This is a genomic window from Micromonospora coxensis (assembly GCF_900090295.1).
In the GTDB taxonomy this organism is placed as follows: Bacteria; Actinomycetota; Actinomycetes; order Mycobacteriales; family Micromonosporaceae; genus Micromonospora; species Micromonospora coxensis.
In genome coordinates this window covers 2,444,344-2,458,055 of sequence record NZ_LT607753.1, presented here as the reverse complement: position 1 = coordinate 2,458,055, position 13,712 = coordinate 2,444,344, and the positions used below count along the sequence as shown (strand labels likewise).

Annotated in this window: 11 protein-coding genes; 4 read left to right on the top strand and 7 right to left on the bottom strand. The window is 76.1% G+C overall.

Going from position 1 to position 13,712, the window contains the following annotated elements:
• The first annotated feature begins 33 nt into the window (after positions 1 to 33).
• Positions 34 to 3,900 (top strand): SCO7613 C-terminal domain-containing membrane protein, encoded by a 3,867-nt coding sequence (locus GA0070614_RS10965; RefSeq protein ID WP_088975856.1) that lies wholly within the window; start codon positions 34 to 36, stop codon positions 3,898 to 3,900.
• 275 nt (positions 3,901 to 4,175) lie between these two features.
• Here the strand turns inward: GA0070614_RS10965 and GA0070614_RS10960 are convergent, their stop codons facing one another.
• Positions 4,176 to 4,946 (bottom strand): hypothetical protein, encoded by a 771-nt coding sequence (locus GA0070614_RS10960; RefSeq protein ID WP_088975855.1) that lies wholly within the window; start codon positions 4,944 to 4,946, stop codon positions 4,176 to 4,178.
• 215 nt (positions 4,947 to 5,161) lie between these two features.
• Between GA0070614_RS10960 and GA0070614_RS30775 the strand changes: the two genes are divergently transcribed.
• Together GA0070614_RS30775 and GA0070614_RS10955 are read left to right on the top strand one after the other, a co-directional pair.
• Entirely contained in the window at positions 5,162 to 5,455 is a 294-nt protein-coding gene (locus GA0070614_RS30775; RefSeq protein ID WP_197701437.1) for a 4a-hydroxytetrahydrobiopterin dehydratase, read from the top strand.
• Positions 5,452 to 6,603: an FHA domain-containing protein gene (locus GA0070614_RS10955; RefSeq protein WP_197701436.1), complete on the top strand. Its 1,152-nt coding sequence runs from the start codon at positions 5,452 to 5,454 to the stop codon at positions 6,601 to 6,603. Before GA0070614_RS30775 ends, GA0070614_RS10955 begins: the two co-directional genes overlap by 4 nt.
• A 114-nt stretch (positions 6,604 to 6,717) precedes the next feature.
• On the opposite strand, the gene rocD is transcribed toward GA0070614_RS10955, so the two are convergent.
• Genes rocD through GA0070614_RS10940 form a run of 3 tightly spaced genes read right to left on the bottom strand, consistent with a single transcriptional unit; the run spans position 6,718 to position 9,835 of the window.
• Positions 6,718 to 7,932, bottom strand: a complete 1,215-nt coding sequence (gene rocD / locus GA0070614_RS10950; RefSeq protein WP_172892411.1) for an ornithine--oxo-acid transaminase — start codon at positions 7,930 to 7,932, stop codon at positions 6,718 to 6,720.
• A complete protein-coding gene (gene ddaH / locus GA0070614_RS10945) occupies positions 7,929 to 9,071 on the bottom strand; it encodes a dimethylargininase (RefSeq protein ID WP_408630746.1) in 1,143 nt (380 codons plus the stop codon). Before ddaH ends, rocD begins: the two co-directional genes overlap by 4 nt.
• Positions 9,072 to 9,097: 26 nt before the next feature.
• Positions 9,098 to 9,835 (bottom strand): DMT family transporter, encoded by a 738-nt coding sequence (locus GA0070614_RS10940; RefSeq protein ID WP_231933607.1) that lies wholly within the window; start codon positions 9,833 to 9,835, stop codon positions 9,098 to 9,100.
• Between the two features lie 138 nt (positions 9,836 to 9,973).
• On the opposite strand from GA0070614_RS10940, the gene GA0070614_RS10935 reads away from it, so the two are divergent.
• Positions 9,974 to 10,783, top strand: a complete 810-nt coding sequence (locus GA0070614_RS10935) for an Fpg/Nei family DNA glycosylase (protein WP_088979369.1) — start codon at positions 9,974 to 9,976, stop codon at positions 10,781 to 10,783.
• A gap of 145 nt (positions 10,784 to 10,928) precedes the next feature.
• Here the strand turns inward: GA0070614_RS10935 and GA0070614_RS10925 are convergent, their stop codons facing one another.
• The 3 genes from GA0070614_RS10925 to GA0070614_RS10915 are packed head-to-tail and all read right to left on the bottom strand — an operon-like array spanning position 10,929 to position 13,712.
• Positions 10,929 to 11,795 (bottom strand): aminoglycoside phosphotransferase family protein, encoded by an 867-nt coding sequence (locus GA0070614_RS10925; RefSeq protein WP_088975853.1) that lies wholly within the window; start codon positions 11,793 to 11,795, stop codon positions 10,929 to 10,931.
• A 60-nt stretch (positions 11,796 to 11,855) separates the two neighbouring features.
• A complete protein-coding gene (locus GA0070614_RS10920) occupies positions 11,856 to 12,308 on the bottom strand; it encodes a PDDEXK family nuclease (protein ID WP_088975852.1) in 453 nt (150 codons plus the stop codon).
• A gap of 33 nt (positions 12,309 to 12,341) precedes the next feature.
• Positions 12,342 to 13,712, bottom strand: coding sequence for an FAD-dependent oxidoreductase (locus GA0070614_RS10915; protein WP_088975851.1), 1,371 nt, complete (start codon positions 13,710 to 13,712; stop codon positions 12,342 to 12,344).

Sequence of the window (13,712 nt, the reverse complement as noted above, 5' to 3'; positions counted from 1 at the left end):
TTGGGAATCCCACCGGGACGTGAGGATGGCCCGGTGGAGAACAGCGCCTACCCCTGCCCCGCCTGCGGGGCGCCCGCCGATCTGAGTCGCGGGTGCTCCGGTTGCGGTCGGCCGCCGTACCCGCCCGCGGCGGAGGTGATCCGGCTGGACCGGGAGATCGCCGTGCTGGCCCGGGAGGTGGACCGGGCGCGTGCGGCGTACCGCGAGGTCTCCGACCGGTACGACGCGGCGCGCAGCCGGCGCGCGGAGCTGGCGGCCCGGGTCCGCGCGGAGGTGCCCCGGCAGACGCCGACGGTCCGTCCCGTGCCCGTGCCGGCGGCGGTCGGCGGGGGGCCGGCCGTCCCGGTCACGGCGCGGCCCGTGCCGGTGGCGCCCGGACGGCCGGAGACGTCGACCCGGACCGTGCAGGGGGTGCTGTTCGTCCTCGGTGGGGTGCTGCTCGGCACCGCCGCCGTGGTGTTCACCGCCGTCGCCTGGGCGGCGGTGGGGGTGGCCGGCCGGGCCCTGATCCTGGCCGCGTTCACCGTCCTCGCGCTCGCCGTGCCGCTGGTCGCGGCCCGGCGGGGGCTGCGCGGCACGGCGGAGACCTTCGCCGCGGTGGGACTGCTGCTGGTGGTCCTCGACGGGTACGCCGCCTGGGCGGTCGACCTGTTCGGCACGGCCGCCTGGCCGGGCACCCGGTACGCCGCGCTGGTCGGGGGGGCCAGCGCGGCGGTCGCCGCCGGGTACGCGCGGCTCAGCCGGCTGACGGTGCCCTGGTTCGCGGCGCTGCTCGTCGCGCAGCCGGTGCTGCCGCTGGCCGCGGCCGAGGCCCGGCCGGACGCCGACGGGTGGACCCTGGTCCTGCTCGGGGTGGCGCTGCTCGACCTCGTGGTGGTGGTCGCGCTGCGCCGCCGGTACCCGGCCGTACCCGTCGTCGCGGCGACGGTGCCCGGGTCCTCCGGGGGGACGGCGGTGACCGGCGTGAGCGCGCCGGGCACCGCCACGGGGGCGCGGATCGGGGGCACGGCGGCCGGCGGGGGGTCGGTCGCCGTGCCGCGCACCGTCCTGGCCGGACGGGTGCTCGCCTGGCTCGGCTTCGGCGCCGCCACCCTGCTCGCCGCCGGCTGCGCCCTGGTGCCGCTCGCCTGGGGGCGGGCCGCCGGGCAGCCGCTGCTCGCCGGGGCGCCGCTGCTGCTGGTGGCGCTGGTCGTGCTCGGCGGCGCGTGGGCCTCCGGGGAGCGGGCGCTCCGCCAGGTCGCGGCGGGACTGCTGGTGCCGGTGCTGGCCGCCGCGCTGCTGCGTCCGGTCGCCGAACTGCGTCCGGGCCTGCTGCTGGTGGCGGCGGCCCTGGTGGCGGTCGCGCTGGCCGGCGCGGTCCGGGCCCTGCCGGCCGTCGCGCGCTCCGGTCCCCGGGTCGGCGCGCTGGTCGTCGCCGGTGGTCTCGCCCAGGTCGTCGTGCTCGCCACCCTGCTGGTGGCCGGCGGCGCGGTGGCCCGCTCGCAACCCCCGTGGCGGGGCGCGCGGCTCGGCTCGGCGCCGGACTGGGGCTGGCAGCTCCCGGTGGCCGTGCTGCTCACCGCCGCCGTGTTCGTGCTGCTGCTGCCCCGGGCCGCCCGCCCGGTGACCGTGCTGCTCGGGGTGACGGTGACCGGGTTGGCGCTGCCGGCGGCCACCGCGACGCCGTGGCCGGCGATCGTCGGCATGGACCTGGTCCTCGCGGTGGTGTTCCTGGCCGCCGTCCTGCGGCCGGGCCGGCGGACCCCGACCGTGCTGGTCGGCGCGTTGGCCGCCGCCACCCTGATCGCACACGGGCTGCTCGTCGCCCTGGCCACCCGGTCCGGGACGCTCGCCGCGCTCGGTGTCGTGCTGCTCGCCGGCTTCGCCGCGGCGGCCCTGTCCCGCCGGGGCACCCCGGCCCAGCACGCGGTCGGCGGGGTGGCACTGGTCGCGGCGCTGCTCGCCGTACCGGCCCAGGCGGTCGTCGCGCTGGTCGCCGCCGGAGCCGCCCCCGCATGGTCGGCCCGGGGCGGGTTCGCCGCCGCCGCGCTGACGCTCGCCGTGCTCCTCGCGGTCCGCCGCCACCGGCCGGACCTCGACGGGTACGCCTCGACCGCCACCACCGCGACGCTCGGCGTGCTCGCCCTGGCGCCGCTGGTCGTACCGGCCGAACCCCTGGGGCTGTACGCGGCGACGGCGGTGCTGCTGCTGGTCGCCGTCGACCGGGGCACCGACGTGTCGATGCCGGGTCGGGTGGTCGCCGCCGCGCTGACCGTGGTCGCCGGGCTCGCCGTCCTGCCCGCGACGGTGGAGGCGGTCTTCAGCCCGTACGACGGGCCGGTGCGGCCCTGGTCCGGGGCGCCCTCGGCCGAGCCGCTGCCCGGCGCGTGGACCGCGCTGGTGGCGGTGCTGGTGCTGGCCGTCGCCGCCCAGGTCCTCGCCGCACGGGCCGACGCCGGACGGGTCACCCGGCTGCTGACCGGCGCCGCCTTCGGGGCGGTCGCGCTCCCGCTGGCGCTGGTGGCGCTCGGCGCGCCCTGGCCGGTCGGGCCGGCAGCGGTGATCCTCATCGGACTCGCCGCGCTGCTGGTCGTCGCCCTGGCCCCGCCGACGCCGGACACGTCCCGGCCGCTCGCCGGCCCGGCCACCTCTCCGGACCGCACCGCCTCCCCGGACCGCACCGCCTCCCCGGCCTCGGCGGCTGCGGTCGGCTCTCCGGCAGCTCCGGCCGGCTCCTCGGCGGCTGCGGCCGGGTCGCCCACCCTGACGGCTGCGGCCGGGTCGCCCGCCTCGGCGGCTGCCGCCGGTTCGCCCGCCCTGTCGGCTGCGGCCGGGTCGCCCGCCCTGTCGGCTGCCGCCGGGTCGCCCGGCTCGCCGGTGGCGGGGGTCGGCTCGCCGGTCCCGGCCGCTCCGGTGGCCTCGCCGGGTCGGTCGGGTGCCGATCCGCTGCGCGGCCTGGTCCTGCTGCCGATCGGCGTGCTCTGGACCGTCGCCGGGCTGGTGGGGCTGCTCGCCACCCGGGCCGGCACCCTCGGCGGGCTGGCCCTGCTCGTGGTCGCGGCGGTGGTGGTCGGCGCCGTCGGGCGGCGGGCCGAGGTGCGCGTCCTGGGCAGTCTCGTGGCGGTCGCCGCCGCCACCGGTTTCGCGGTGACCGCGTCGCTCGCCGCCGGGCTGCCCCTGCGTACCGCCGGGTTCGCCGTGCTGGCGGTGGCGGTGGTGGTGCTGTTCCTCGCCCCGCCGCTGGCCCGGCGGGCGGCCCTGGCCGGTCGGGCGATGGAGGCGGCGGCCCAGGCGGTGGCGCTGGTGGCGCTGCTGTTCAGCGTGCCGGCGCTACGGCACGCCGCCGTGATCTGCGTGCTGTGGGGCGTGGCGGTGGCGCTGCGGGTGCTGCGTCGGGGCGAGTCCACCGCCGGGCGGTGGGCGTTCGCGGGCATCGCCGGGACCAGCGAGCTGCTCGGCGCCTGGCTGCTGCTCGCGGCCGGCGGGGTGGTGCTGTGGGAGGCGTACACCCTGCCGGCGGCCGGGCTGGCGCTCGTCGCGGGCCTGGTGGCGCTGCGTACCCGGCCGGGGCTGAACAGCTGGTTGGCGCTCGGTCCGGGGTTGGCCGCCGGGCTGCTGCCCAGCCTGGTGTCGGTGCTGGTCGCGCCGGAGCCCCAGCCGTGGCGGCGGCTGCTGCTCGGGGCGGCCGCGCTGGGTGTCGTCCTCGCCGGGGCGACCCGCCGCTGGCAGGCCCCGGTGGTGCTCGGCGGGGCCACCCTGACCGTGCTCGCCCTGCACGAACTGGTCCGGGGGTGGGACCTGCTGCCCCGGTGGATCTTCCTGGCCGTCGGCGGGCTGGCGTTGATCGCCCTGGCCGCCACCTACGAGCGGCGTCGCCGCGACCTCGCCCGGCTGCGGGCGGCGGTCGGGCGGATGAGCTGACCCTTCCGGCGCGGGCACGACCCGGCGCGGCGACGGGCTCTCGCCCGACAGCCTGGCACGCGGCGGACCGACATGCGGCAACGGGCCGGCTTGCGGCAACGGGCCGGCATGCGCGGCGGGTTGGCACGCGGCGGGGCGGCCTGCGCGCCGGGACGGCACGCGGCGGGGCGGTATGCGCGGTGGGACGGTACGCAACGGGGCGGTTGCGCGGCGGGGCGGTATGCGCGGCGGGGCGGCACCGGCCGGTGCCGCCCCGCCCGTGGGTCGTGCCGGGGTCAGCCGCCGAACGCCTTGATCAGCTCCTCGGGAGCCTCGATGGTCTGGCTCGCGGCCGGCTTCTCCGGCTGCACCGGGGCGCCGAAGTCGGTGTAGGTGGTGGTCAGCTTCCCGGCCGCCGGGTGCAGGACGGTGGTGTCGACGACCAGCTCGACCAGCCGGCCCTGGTCGTCGGTCTTCGCGGTGAAGGGGACCGCCTTGGCCTTCGCGCCGAGCGCCTTGATCGCCTTGTCGTTCGGCTTGGCCTTGGAGTAGTCCAGCGTGCCGGCGAAGCTGCCCTCGCCGGTCCTCTCCACCTTCGTCACCCCGTTGATCATCTGCTTGGCGCCGCCCGGGTCGCCGTCCGGCATCAGGTTCATCTGGCCGCTGGCGCCGAGCCGGGTGGCGTCCATGTGCAGCCACTGCTTCGGCGCGCCCGACATGCCGCTGATCTTCATCCAGGCGTCGTTGCCGATGGTGATCATCCGGACCTTGCCCTGGGCGCCCATGTCCAACGTCATGTCCATGGACTTGGTCCGCGGGTCCATCAGGCCGCCGCCCTTGAGCACGGACGAGGTGATGGTGGCCCGGACGCTGTCCTTGTTGAGCTTCAGCGCGGCGGCGGTCAGCTCGTCCAGCGGCTCCGCCGGGGCGCTGCTGCTCGGGGCGACGCCGGTGGCGCTCGCGCCGGCGGCTGGAGTGTCCGCTCCGGTCTGGTTGCCGCAGCCGGTCATCAGTCCCAGCGCGGCGACGAGCGCGACCCCCGTGGTCGCCAGCCGTCGAGTGTTCATCGTGGAGTGTCTCCTCGTGAAGGGTGGGCCGGGGGACGCGACGCGCCCGCCCCGGCCGGGCCGTCGGTCAGCGTATCGGTGGGGCGCGACAGGGGCCGTCCCGTCGTCGTCCGCGCGTCGCCGTCCGTGACGCCGACGCTCACGCTGCGTGCGCGGGTGTCGGTGGGGGTCGACGCGTCCGGCCCGCCGACCGGGGCTGCCGGTAGGGTCGGGGCATGGCAGACCTGCTCACCGCCGAGGCGGTGCGAGAAGAGTTGGGCGGGCTGACGGACTGGTCGGGCGATCCGACCGGGATCGGCCGTACGGTGCAGCTGGGCAGCTTCCCCGACGCCATCGCCGTGGTCGACCGGGTGGCGGTGGTGGCCGAGCGGCTCGACCACCACCCCGACATCGACATCCGGTGGCGGACCCTGACTTTCCGGTGCGTCACGCACTCCGCCGGTGGTGTCACCCACCGTGACGTGGAGTTGGCGCGCCACATCGACGACATCGTCCGGAGCGTCCGATGAGATTCGAGATCAGCAAGGTCCTGGACGCCATCGAGGGGCGGGTCTGCACCGATCCCTCCCTGGCCCGGGCCGTCCTGGACCTCGCCGAGGTGATCCGATACCAGGACCTCGACGGCGGCCGGCCGGCCAGCCTGCTGCGGCTGGGCATGGTTATCGACGCCCTGTCCCGGCAGTTGGAGGAGGACAGCGTCCCGGTCTACGCCGTGGTGCACCGGGCCCTGCTCTCCGACGCCGACCTCACCTCCAACGAGCGCATGGTCGTCCGGCGGTGGGCCGACGACGGGCTGGTCGAGGTGCTGGACAACCCGGGCGACCGGATGCTGGAGGTGGCCGACCTGCTCGGCCTGCCGGTGCTCACCCGGGTCCGCTTCGACGGCCTGCGCGGCCGCTTCCCGTGGCTGGTGGAGCAGCCGGGCCGGGTGCTCGCCCCGGCGCCCGGCGCGGGCGGGCCGGTCTTCGTCGCCCACGTCGGCGGCGGGCAGACGCCGGTCGCCGGGGACCGTTCGCCGGTGGGGGAGAAGCTGCTCGCCCGGCAGTGGCGCTGCCCGGAGCCGGGTTGCGCGCTCTTCGGCGGCGGTGGCGGCGGTGGCGCGTTCGCCGACCTGGCCCGGGTGGAACGGGCGCCGGCCGGTCAGCCGCCACCCTCGCTGCGCAACGGCGCGCCGACCTGCCCCCGGCACGGCACCCGGCTCTCCGACGCCGGCCCGCGCCCGCGCAGCGAGGTGCTCGCGGTGCGCATCGGCGGGCTGATCCGCCGCCGGTTCGTGCTGACCGAGGAGCAGCCGGTGCTGGTCGGCCGGGCACCCGAGGGCAGCGGCGGGATCATGCTCGGCCAGTGGCTCAACGACGAGGCGCGCCGCTGGATCAGCCGCAACCACATCCGGCTCGAACTGCGCGTCGGTGAGGTGATCGTGACCGACGTGAGCACCAACGGATCGGGCATCCGACCCAACGGCTCGATGACCGAGTCGGAGCGGATCGCGCTCGCGCCCAAGCAGTCCCGGGTGCTCGCCGGGGCCGACATGGTGGAGCTGTATCCGGGCGTCCAGGTCGGCCGGGCCGACGAGTTGCCCACCGGCGCCCCGTTCACCCCCACCTCGGTGATGGCCGAGGCCCCCACCATGGCGATGCGGCTGCCCCGCCCCTGACCCACCCGCCGCCGACCCGTACCGGTCGGGCGGTGGGTGTCGTCGCCGCGCTCCCAACGGAACGCGACGGGCGCCGGGACCGCGCGGTCCCGGCGCCCGTTCCGGTACGCGGGTTCAGCCGGCCAGCACGGCGGCGAGCTGGGCCACCGCGTGGTCGATCTCGTCGGCGGTGATCACCAGCGGCGGGGCGAGCCGGATGGTGGAGCCGTGGGTGTCCTTGGCCAGGACGCCGCGCTCCATCAGCCGCTCGCAGACCTCCCGGCCGCTCATCAGCGTCGGGTCGATGTCCACGCCGGCCCAGAGACCCCGGACCCGGACCGCGACGACGCCCTTGCCGATCAGCCCCTCCAGGCCGGCGCGCAGCCGCGCGCCCAGCTCGGCGGAGCGGCGCTGGAACTCGCCGGTGGCCAGCAGCCGGACCACCTCGGTGGCGACCGCGCAGGCCAGCGGGTTGCCGCCGAACGTCGAGCCGTGCTGGCCCGGCTTGAGCACCCCGAGCACGTCGGTGTTCGCGGCGACCGCCGAGACCGGCACGATGCCGCCGCCGAGCGCCTTGCCCAGCAGGTACATGTCCGGCACGACGCCCTCGTGGTCACAGGCGAACGTGTGACCGGTGCGGCCCAGGCCGGACTGGATCTCGTCGGCGATGAACAGCACGTTGCGCTCGGTGCAGACCCGGCGTACGCCCGGCAGGTAGCCCTCCGGCGGCACCACGACGCCCTGCTCGCCCTGGATCGGCTCCAGCAGCACGGCCACGGTGTTCTCGTCGATCGCGGCGGTCAGCGCGTCCAGGTCGCCGTAGGGGACGACCGTGAAGCCCGGCGTGTACGGCCCGAAGTCGGCGCGGGCGTCGGAGTCGGTGGAGAAGCTGACGATGGTGGTCGTACGGCCGTGGAAGTTGCCCTCGGCCACCACGATGTTGGCCTGGCCCGGGGCGACGCCCTTGACCTGGTAGCCCCACTTGCGGGCGACCTTGATGCCGGTCTCCACCGCCTCGGCGCCGGTGTTCATCGGCAGGACCAGGTCCTTGCCGCACAGCTCGGCCAGCTCCTTGCAGAAGTCGGCGAACTGGTCGTGGATGAACGCCCGGCTGGTGAGGGTCAGCTTGTCGAGCTGCTCGTGCGCGGCCCGGATCAGCGTCGGGTGCCGGTGGCCGAAGTTCAGCGCCGAGTAGCCGGCGAGGCAGTCCAGGTAGCGGCGGCCGTCCACGTCGGTCAGCCAGGCGCCCTCGGCGGAGGAGATCACCACCGGCAGCGGGTGGTAGTTGTGCGCGGTGTGGCGCTCCGCGTCCCGTACCGCGGCCGGAGTCCGCAGCATGTCCTCGATCACTTGCTCGCCTTTCCCTGACGGAGTCGCAACGTGCAGCACTTCGGTCCGCCGCCGGCCTTGCGCAGCTCGGACAGGTCGATCCCGATGGTCTCGTAACCCCGGTCGCGCAGCTTCGCGGCCAGGTCGGTGGCCTGCGCGGGCAGCACCACGTGCCGGCCGTCGCCGACCGCGTTCAGGCCCAGCACCTCGGCGTCGGCCATGGTGGCGTGGACCGCGTCGGGGAAGAGCCGGCGCAGCACCGCCTGGCTGCCGGGGGAGAACGCCTCCGGCAGGTACGCCACGGTCCGCTCGTCGAGCACGGTCAGCGCGGTGTCCAGGTGGTAGAAGCGCGGGTCCACCAGCTGCATGGTGATCACCGGGTAGCCGAAGACCTCCTGCAACTGGGCGTGCGAGGCGTGCGCGGTGCGGAAGCCGGTGCCGGCGAGCAGGTAATCGCCGACCAGCAGGACGTCGCCCTCGCCCTCGTTGACGTGCTTCGGGTCGTACAGCTCGAAGCCGGCGGCCTCGAACCAGGCGCGGTACGCGGGGGCCTCGTCGGCGCGCTGCGGGTCGCGGAACTGCACGGCCATCGCCTTGCCGTCGATCACCGTGCCGCCGTTGGCGGCGAAGACCATGTCCGGGAGGCCGGCGACCGGGTCGATCAGCTCGACGGTGTGGCCCAGGTCGAGGTAGGTCTGGCGCAGCTGCTCCCACTGCCGGATGGCGAGGTCGGCGTCGACCGGCGCGCTCGGGTCCATCCACGGGTTGATCGCGTAGTCGACGGCGAAGTACGTCGGCCGGCACATCAGGAAGCGCTGGCTGGTGGCGTCCATCGTCATGTCCTGCTCCTGGGGTCGGGCGCGCCCGGCCACCGTGGCCCACGGGCTGGCGCCGTTGGTCAACGGTATGCGGCATCGGCCGACGACATCCACCGCCGAGACTTGCGTAGGGCGTGGAATCGTTGCGTCTGACCGGTCACGTACGACGAATCGTTGCGCTGACCCCGTTCCGGCCGGCGGCGGCCCCCGTGGCCCGGCGAACGTGGCCGGCGCCAGCGGCGGCACCGGGGTCCGGACATGCTTCGGGGGCGGCGCGAACGCCGCCCCCGAAAGAGGATGTGCCCGCTGGTGAACCACCAGATCCTCGGGCGTCGCCGGCATCCCACCGGCGAGCGGAACAGTGCCCGTCAGAGGCGATCCACAAACTGTGAGTCGAGCCACTCCCGGAACCGGGCCACCCAGTCGCCGTCGGTGGTCGGCCAGTCGAACTGCCCGGTCATCGCGAGGACGCCGAGCACCACGGCGGCGAGGCCGACCAGCATGCCGATCAGCGCGTCGGTCTTGCCGGCCACGTGCCGGCGCCGGGTGGCCAGCAGACCGAGGACGGCCAGGACCGCCCCGACCGCGCCGAGCGCGATGCCGTACCCGGCGAGGGTGCCGGTGAGCACGAAGAGCGCCCCGGCCACCGAGACGATCAGGCCGAGGGTGGCCAGCAGGCTGGCCCGGGGCTTCGGGCCGGCGACCACCGGGGTCTCCTCCCGGTCCGGCACGCCGTCCCGGTCCAGGTCGATGGTCCGCTCCGCCACCGGGTCGGCCAGCGGGGCACGCCGCGCCTCGTCGTCTACCGGTCGGCCGGGGCGGGTACGCCGGGGCTCGTCGTCGATCGGCGCGACCCGGCCGGACGGCCCCCGCAGGGTCGGGTCGTCGGTGGAGCGCGCGGTCGCCGGCGCGCCACGGTCCGCGGCCCGGCGCGCCGCGTCGGCGTCGCGCTCGCCGGCGGTGGCCGACGTGCTGCTGCGGTACGTCGCCGCGTCGGCGTCCCGGCCGGTCACCACCGGCTGCCCGTCGCGTCCGTCGATCCGCCCGTCGCCGTCGGTGTCCCGGGTCGGCTCGGTGCGCCGACGCGTGAGCGAGGGAATGTTCACCACAACACCTCCTTGTCGATGCGTGGAGCCCTCGGAAGGGTCGGTGGCCGCCACGCGGTAACGGTGGGGATGTACCCGGTGCGGCGATCGACCACACTCGTCGTCGGGGCCGGCGGTCCGGGCGGCTACCGTGGACCGGTGCCAGAGGGACACACCATCCACCGCCTGGCGACCCGGCACGCCGAGCTGTTCGCCGGCGACAAGGTCATCGCCGCCAGCCCGCAGGGTCGATTCGCCGACGGCGCCGCCCGCCTCTCCGGCACCGTTCTGGACGCGTGCGAGGCGTACGGCAAGCACCTGCTGCACCACTACGCCGATTCGACGACCCTGCACGTGCACCTCGGTCTCTACGGCCGGTTCACCGACGGCGACGGCGAGCCGCCGGAGCCGGTCGGGCAGGTGCGGCTGCGGCTGACCAGCGACCGGCACTGGCTCGACCTGCGCGGCCCCACCGCCTGCGAACTGCTCACCCCGCCCGAGGTGGCGGCGCTGCGCGCCCGGCTCGGCCCGGATCCGCTGCGCGCCGACGCCGATCCGGAGCGGGCGTACGCGCGGATCCGCCGCAGCGGCACCCCGCTCGCCGCGCTGCTGCTGGACCAGTCGGTGGTGGCCGGGACCGGGCTGATCTTCGTCACCGAGGCGCTGTTCCGGGCCGGACTGCCGCCGACCCTGCCCGGCCGCGCGCTGACCCGGGCCGACTGGGACGCCCTCTGGGTCGACCTCGTGGAGCTGATGACGCGGGCCGTCGCCCACGGACGGATCGACACGGTCCGCGACGCCCACCTGCCGGAGGCGATGGGCCGTCCGGCCCGCGTCGACCGGCACGGCGGCGAGGTGTACGTCTACCGCCGCCCCGGCGCGCCCTGCCACGTCTGCGGGTCGGCGGTCAGCCGGGGCGGGCTGGCCGGGCGCAACCTCTACTGGTGCCCCACCTGCCAGGCCGGCTGACCGCTCGGGCCGATTGCCCGGTCGCCGGCCTGTTCGTGCCGCTCGGGTCGGTCGCCGGCCTGCTCGTGCCGGTCGCCGGTCCGGCCTTGCCGGTCGTGCCGGTCGCCGGCCTGTTCGTGCCGGTCGCCGGTCCGGTCCGCCGGCGTCACCCTCCGTCGACCAGCCAGCGAACCACCTCGACCTGGTTGGGGAAGACCGTGTCGTCGTGCAGGCTCCAGGCCAGCGTCTGGCCGATCGTCCAGCCGAGCACCCGCTCCCGGTCCAGGCCGAGCGCCCCGGTGATCCGGTCCAGCCGGCGGTGCACCGCCGGCGCGGAGTGGCCCAGCTCGCCGCCGCGCACGATCGGCACCACCGAGAACTCCCGCTCACCGGCCAGCGGCTTCGGGTCGATCACCAGCCACGGCTCCCGGGTCGCCCGCAGCACGTTGCCGGCGTGCAGGTCCTGGTTGACCAGCACCTGCTCACCCTGGGTGCCGATTAGCTCGGCGAGCCGGCCCAGCGCCACGTCCAGCAGCCGCCGCTCGTACGGCCGGCCGGCCCGCTGCCACTTCCGAGGCAGCCGGTCCATCCAGCCGGCCGCCTCCTCCGCCAGCGGGGTGAACGGGTCACCCGCCGGCCGCCACAGCCGGGGCAGCAGCCCGGCGACCACGTCCAGCGCCTCGTCCGGCGGCAGGTCGTACAGCGGCGTCCCGGGGCGGCACCGCTCGACCAGCAGCGCCCGGCGGTCCGGGTCGCGGGCGAGCAGGCGTACCGCGCCGACGCCGGCCCAGGCGTCCAACGCGTCCGGCTCGTGCAGGCTGTCCGGGTCGGGGTACTGGAGCTTCAGCGCGGCGGGCGTGCCGTCGGGCAGTTCGGCGGGCATCGCCAGCGACGCGAAGGCGTGCGGGAAGGGCGGGCCGAGCCGCAGCGACCACTGCCGCGCACACTCGTCACGCCATTCGGGCAGCACCGCCAGCCACTCCTGCCCGGCCGGCACCCTGCGCACCCACGACAACCGGTCGGGAATCTCCATCCGACCATCCTGGACGAACGACCACCTGTCCGTGGGGCCGGGTGCGGTTCCGCCACGACCTCAGGGCCGCCAGCCGGCGGCGGTCAGCGCGGCACGGAGTTGCCCGGCCACCTCGTCGGGTCGGCGGCGGACGTCGAAGGCGGTGAAGCGGAGGATCCGGTCGCCGTCGATCCAGATCCGGTTCTGCCGCCGCAGGTCGGCCGCCCAGTGGCGGACCTCCATGTGGTGCGCCCCGTCCACCTCGACGTGCAGGCCCCACCGCCGCCAGTACGCGTCGAGGTAGCGCACCCGCCCGTCCACGTCACGCCGTCGTTCCTGCAACTCGGGGCGAGGCAGCCCGTACCGTCGGCACAGCCGGACGAGGTCGATCTCCGAGAGCGCCTCGGCCCCGCCGGCCAGGTCGGCGATGGTCTGTCTGATCAGCACCGCGCGTCGGGGCCGGGCCAACCGTCGCAGCGCCGCGTCGAGTTCCGCCGGAGTGACCCGCCGCTGCTGGCACCCGGCGGCGAGCACGCTCTGCGCCTCGCACCGGCGCGGGGGAGACCCTCAGCGGGCGAGGGCGTCGACGGCCTTGCGGGCGGCGATCAGCACCGGGTCCCAGACCGGCGCGTACGGCGGGGCGTAGCCGAGGTCGAGGGCGGTCATCTCGTCCACCGTCATGCCGTTCCACAGCGCCACGGCCAGGGCGTCGATCCGCTTGGCCGCCTCGGCCCGGCCGACGATCTGCGCGCCGAGCAGCCGGCCGGTGGGGCGCTCGGCGATCAGCTTGATCGTCATCGGGCGGGCCCCCGGGTAGTACCCGGCGCGGTTGGTGGACTCGGCGACCACCGAGACGAACTCGAAGCCGGAGGCGGCGGCGTCCCGCTCGCGCAGGCCGGTGCGCCCCACCTCCAGGTCGCAGACCTTGGTCACGGCGGTGCCGATCACGCCGGGGAAGGTGGCGTACCCGCCGCCGATGTTGATCCCGGCGACCCGGCCCTGCTTGTTGGCGTGGGTGCCGAGCGGCACGTGCACCGGGAGCCCGCTGACCAGGTGCAGCGTCTCCACGCAGTCGCCGGCCGCCCAGACGTCCGGCACCCCGGCCACCCGCATCCGCCGGTCCACCCGGATCCCGCCGGTGGGGCCGAGCGGCAGGCCGGCGGCCTCGGCGAGCGCGGCGTTGGGGCGTACCCCGAGGCCGAGGACCACGACGTCCGCCGGCAGCGTCCCGTCGGCGGTGACGACCGCGGACACCCGCCCGTCCCGCTCGTCGAGGCCGGTCACCTCCACCCCGGTACGGATGTCGATGCCGACCTCGCGCATCGCGTCGGTGGCCAGCTTCGCCATGTCCGGGTCGACGGTCGACATCGGCTGCTCGGCCTGCTCGACCAGGGTGACGGAGAGGCCGCGCTTGACCAGCGACTCGGCCATCTCCACCCCGATGTAGCCGCCGCCGACGACCACCGCGCGGCCGGGCCTCGGCTCGGCGTCGAGCCAGTCGCGCAGCGCCGCGCCGTCGTCGAGGGTCTGCATGCCGAAGACCCCGGCGACGTCCCCGTCGGCCCAGGCGGGGCGGACCGGGACGGCGCCGGCGGCGTACATCAGGGTGTCGAACCGCTCGCGCACCTCGCCGCCGCGGTCCAGGTCCCGGGCGACGACCTCGCGACGGTCGAGGTCGATGCCGGTGACCTCGGTGCGCAGCCGCACGTCGATGTCGTACTCGGTGCGGAAGGTCTGCGGGGCGCGGGCGATCAGCGCGTCGCGCTCCTCGACCACGCCGCTGATCCAGTACGGGATGCCGCACGCCGAGTACGACGTGAAGTGTCCCCGCTCGAAGGCGACGATCTCCAGGTCGTCGCGGCCACGACGACGGCGGGCCTGCGAGGCCGCCGCCATCCCGGCGGCGTCCCCACCGATCACGATCAGCCGTTGCGCCAC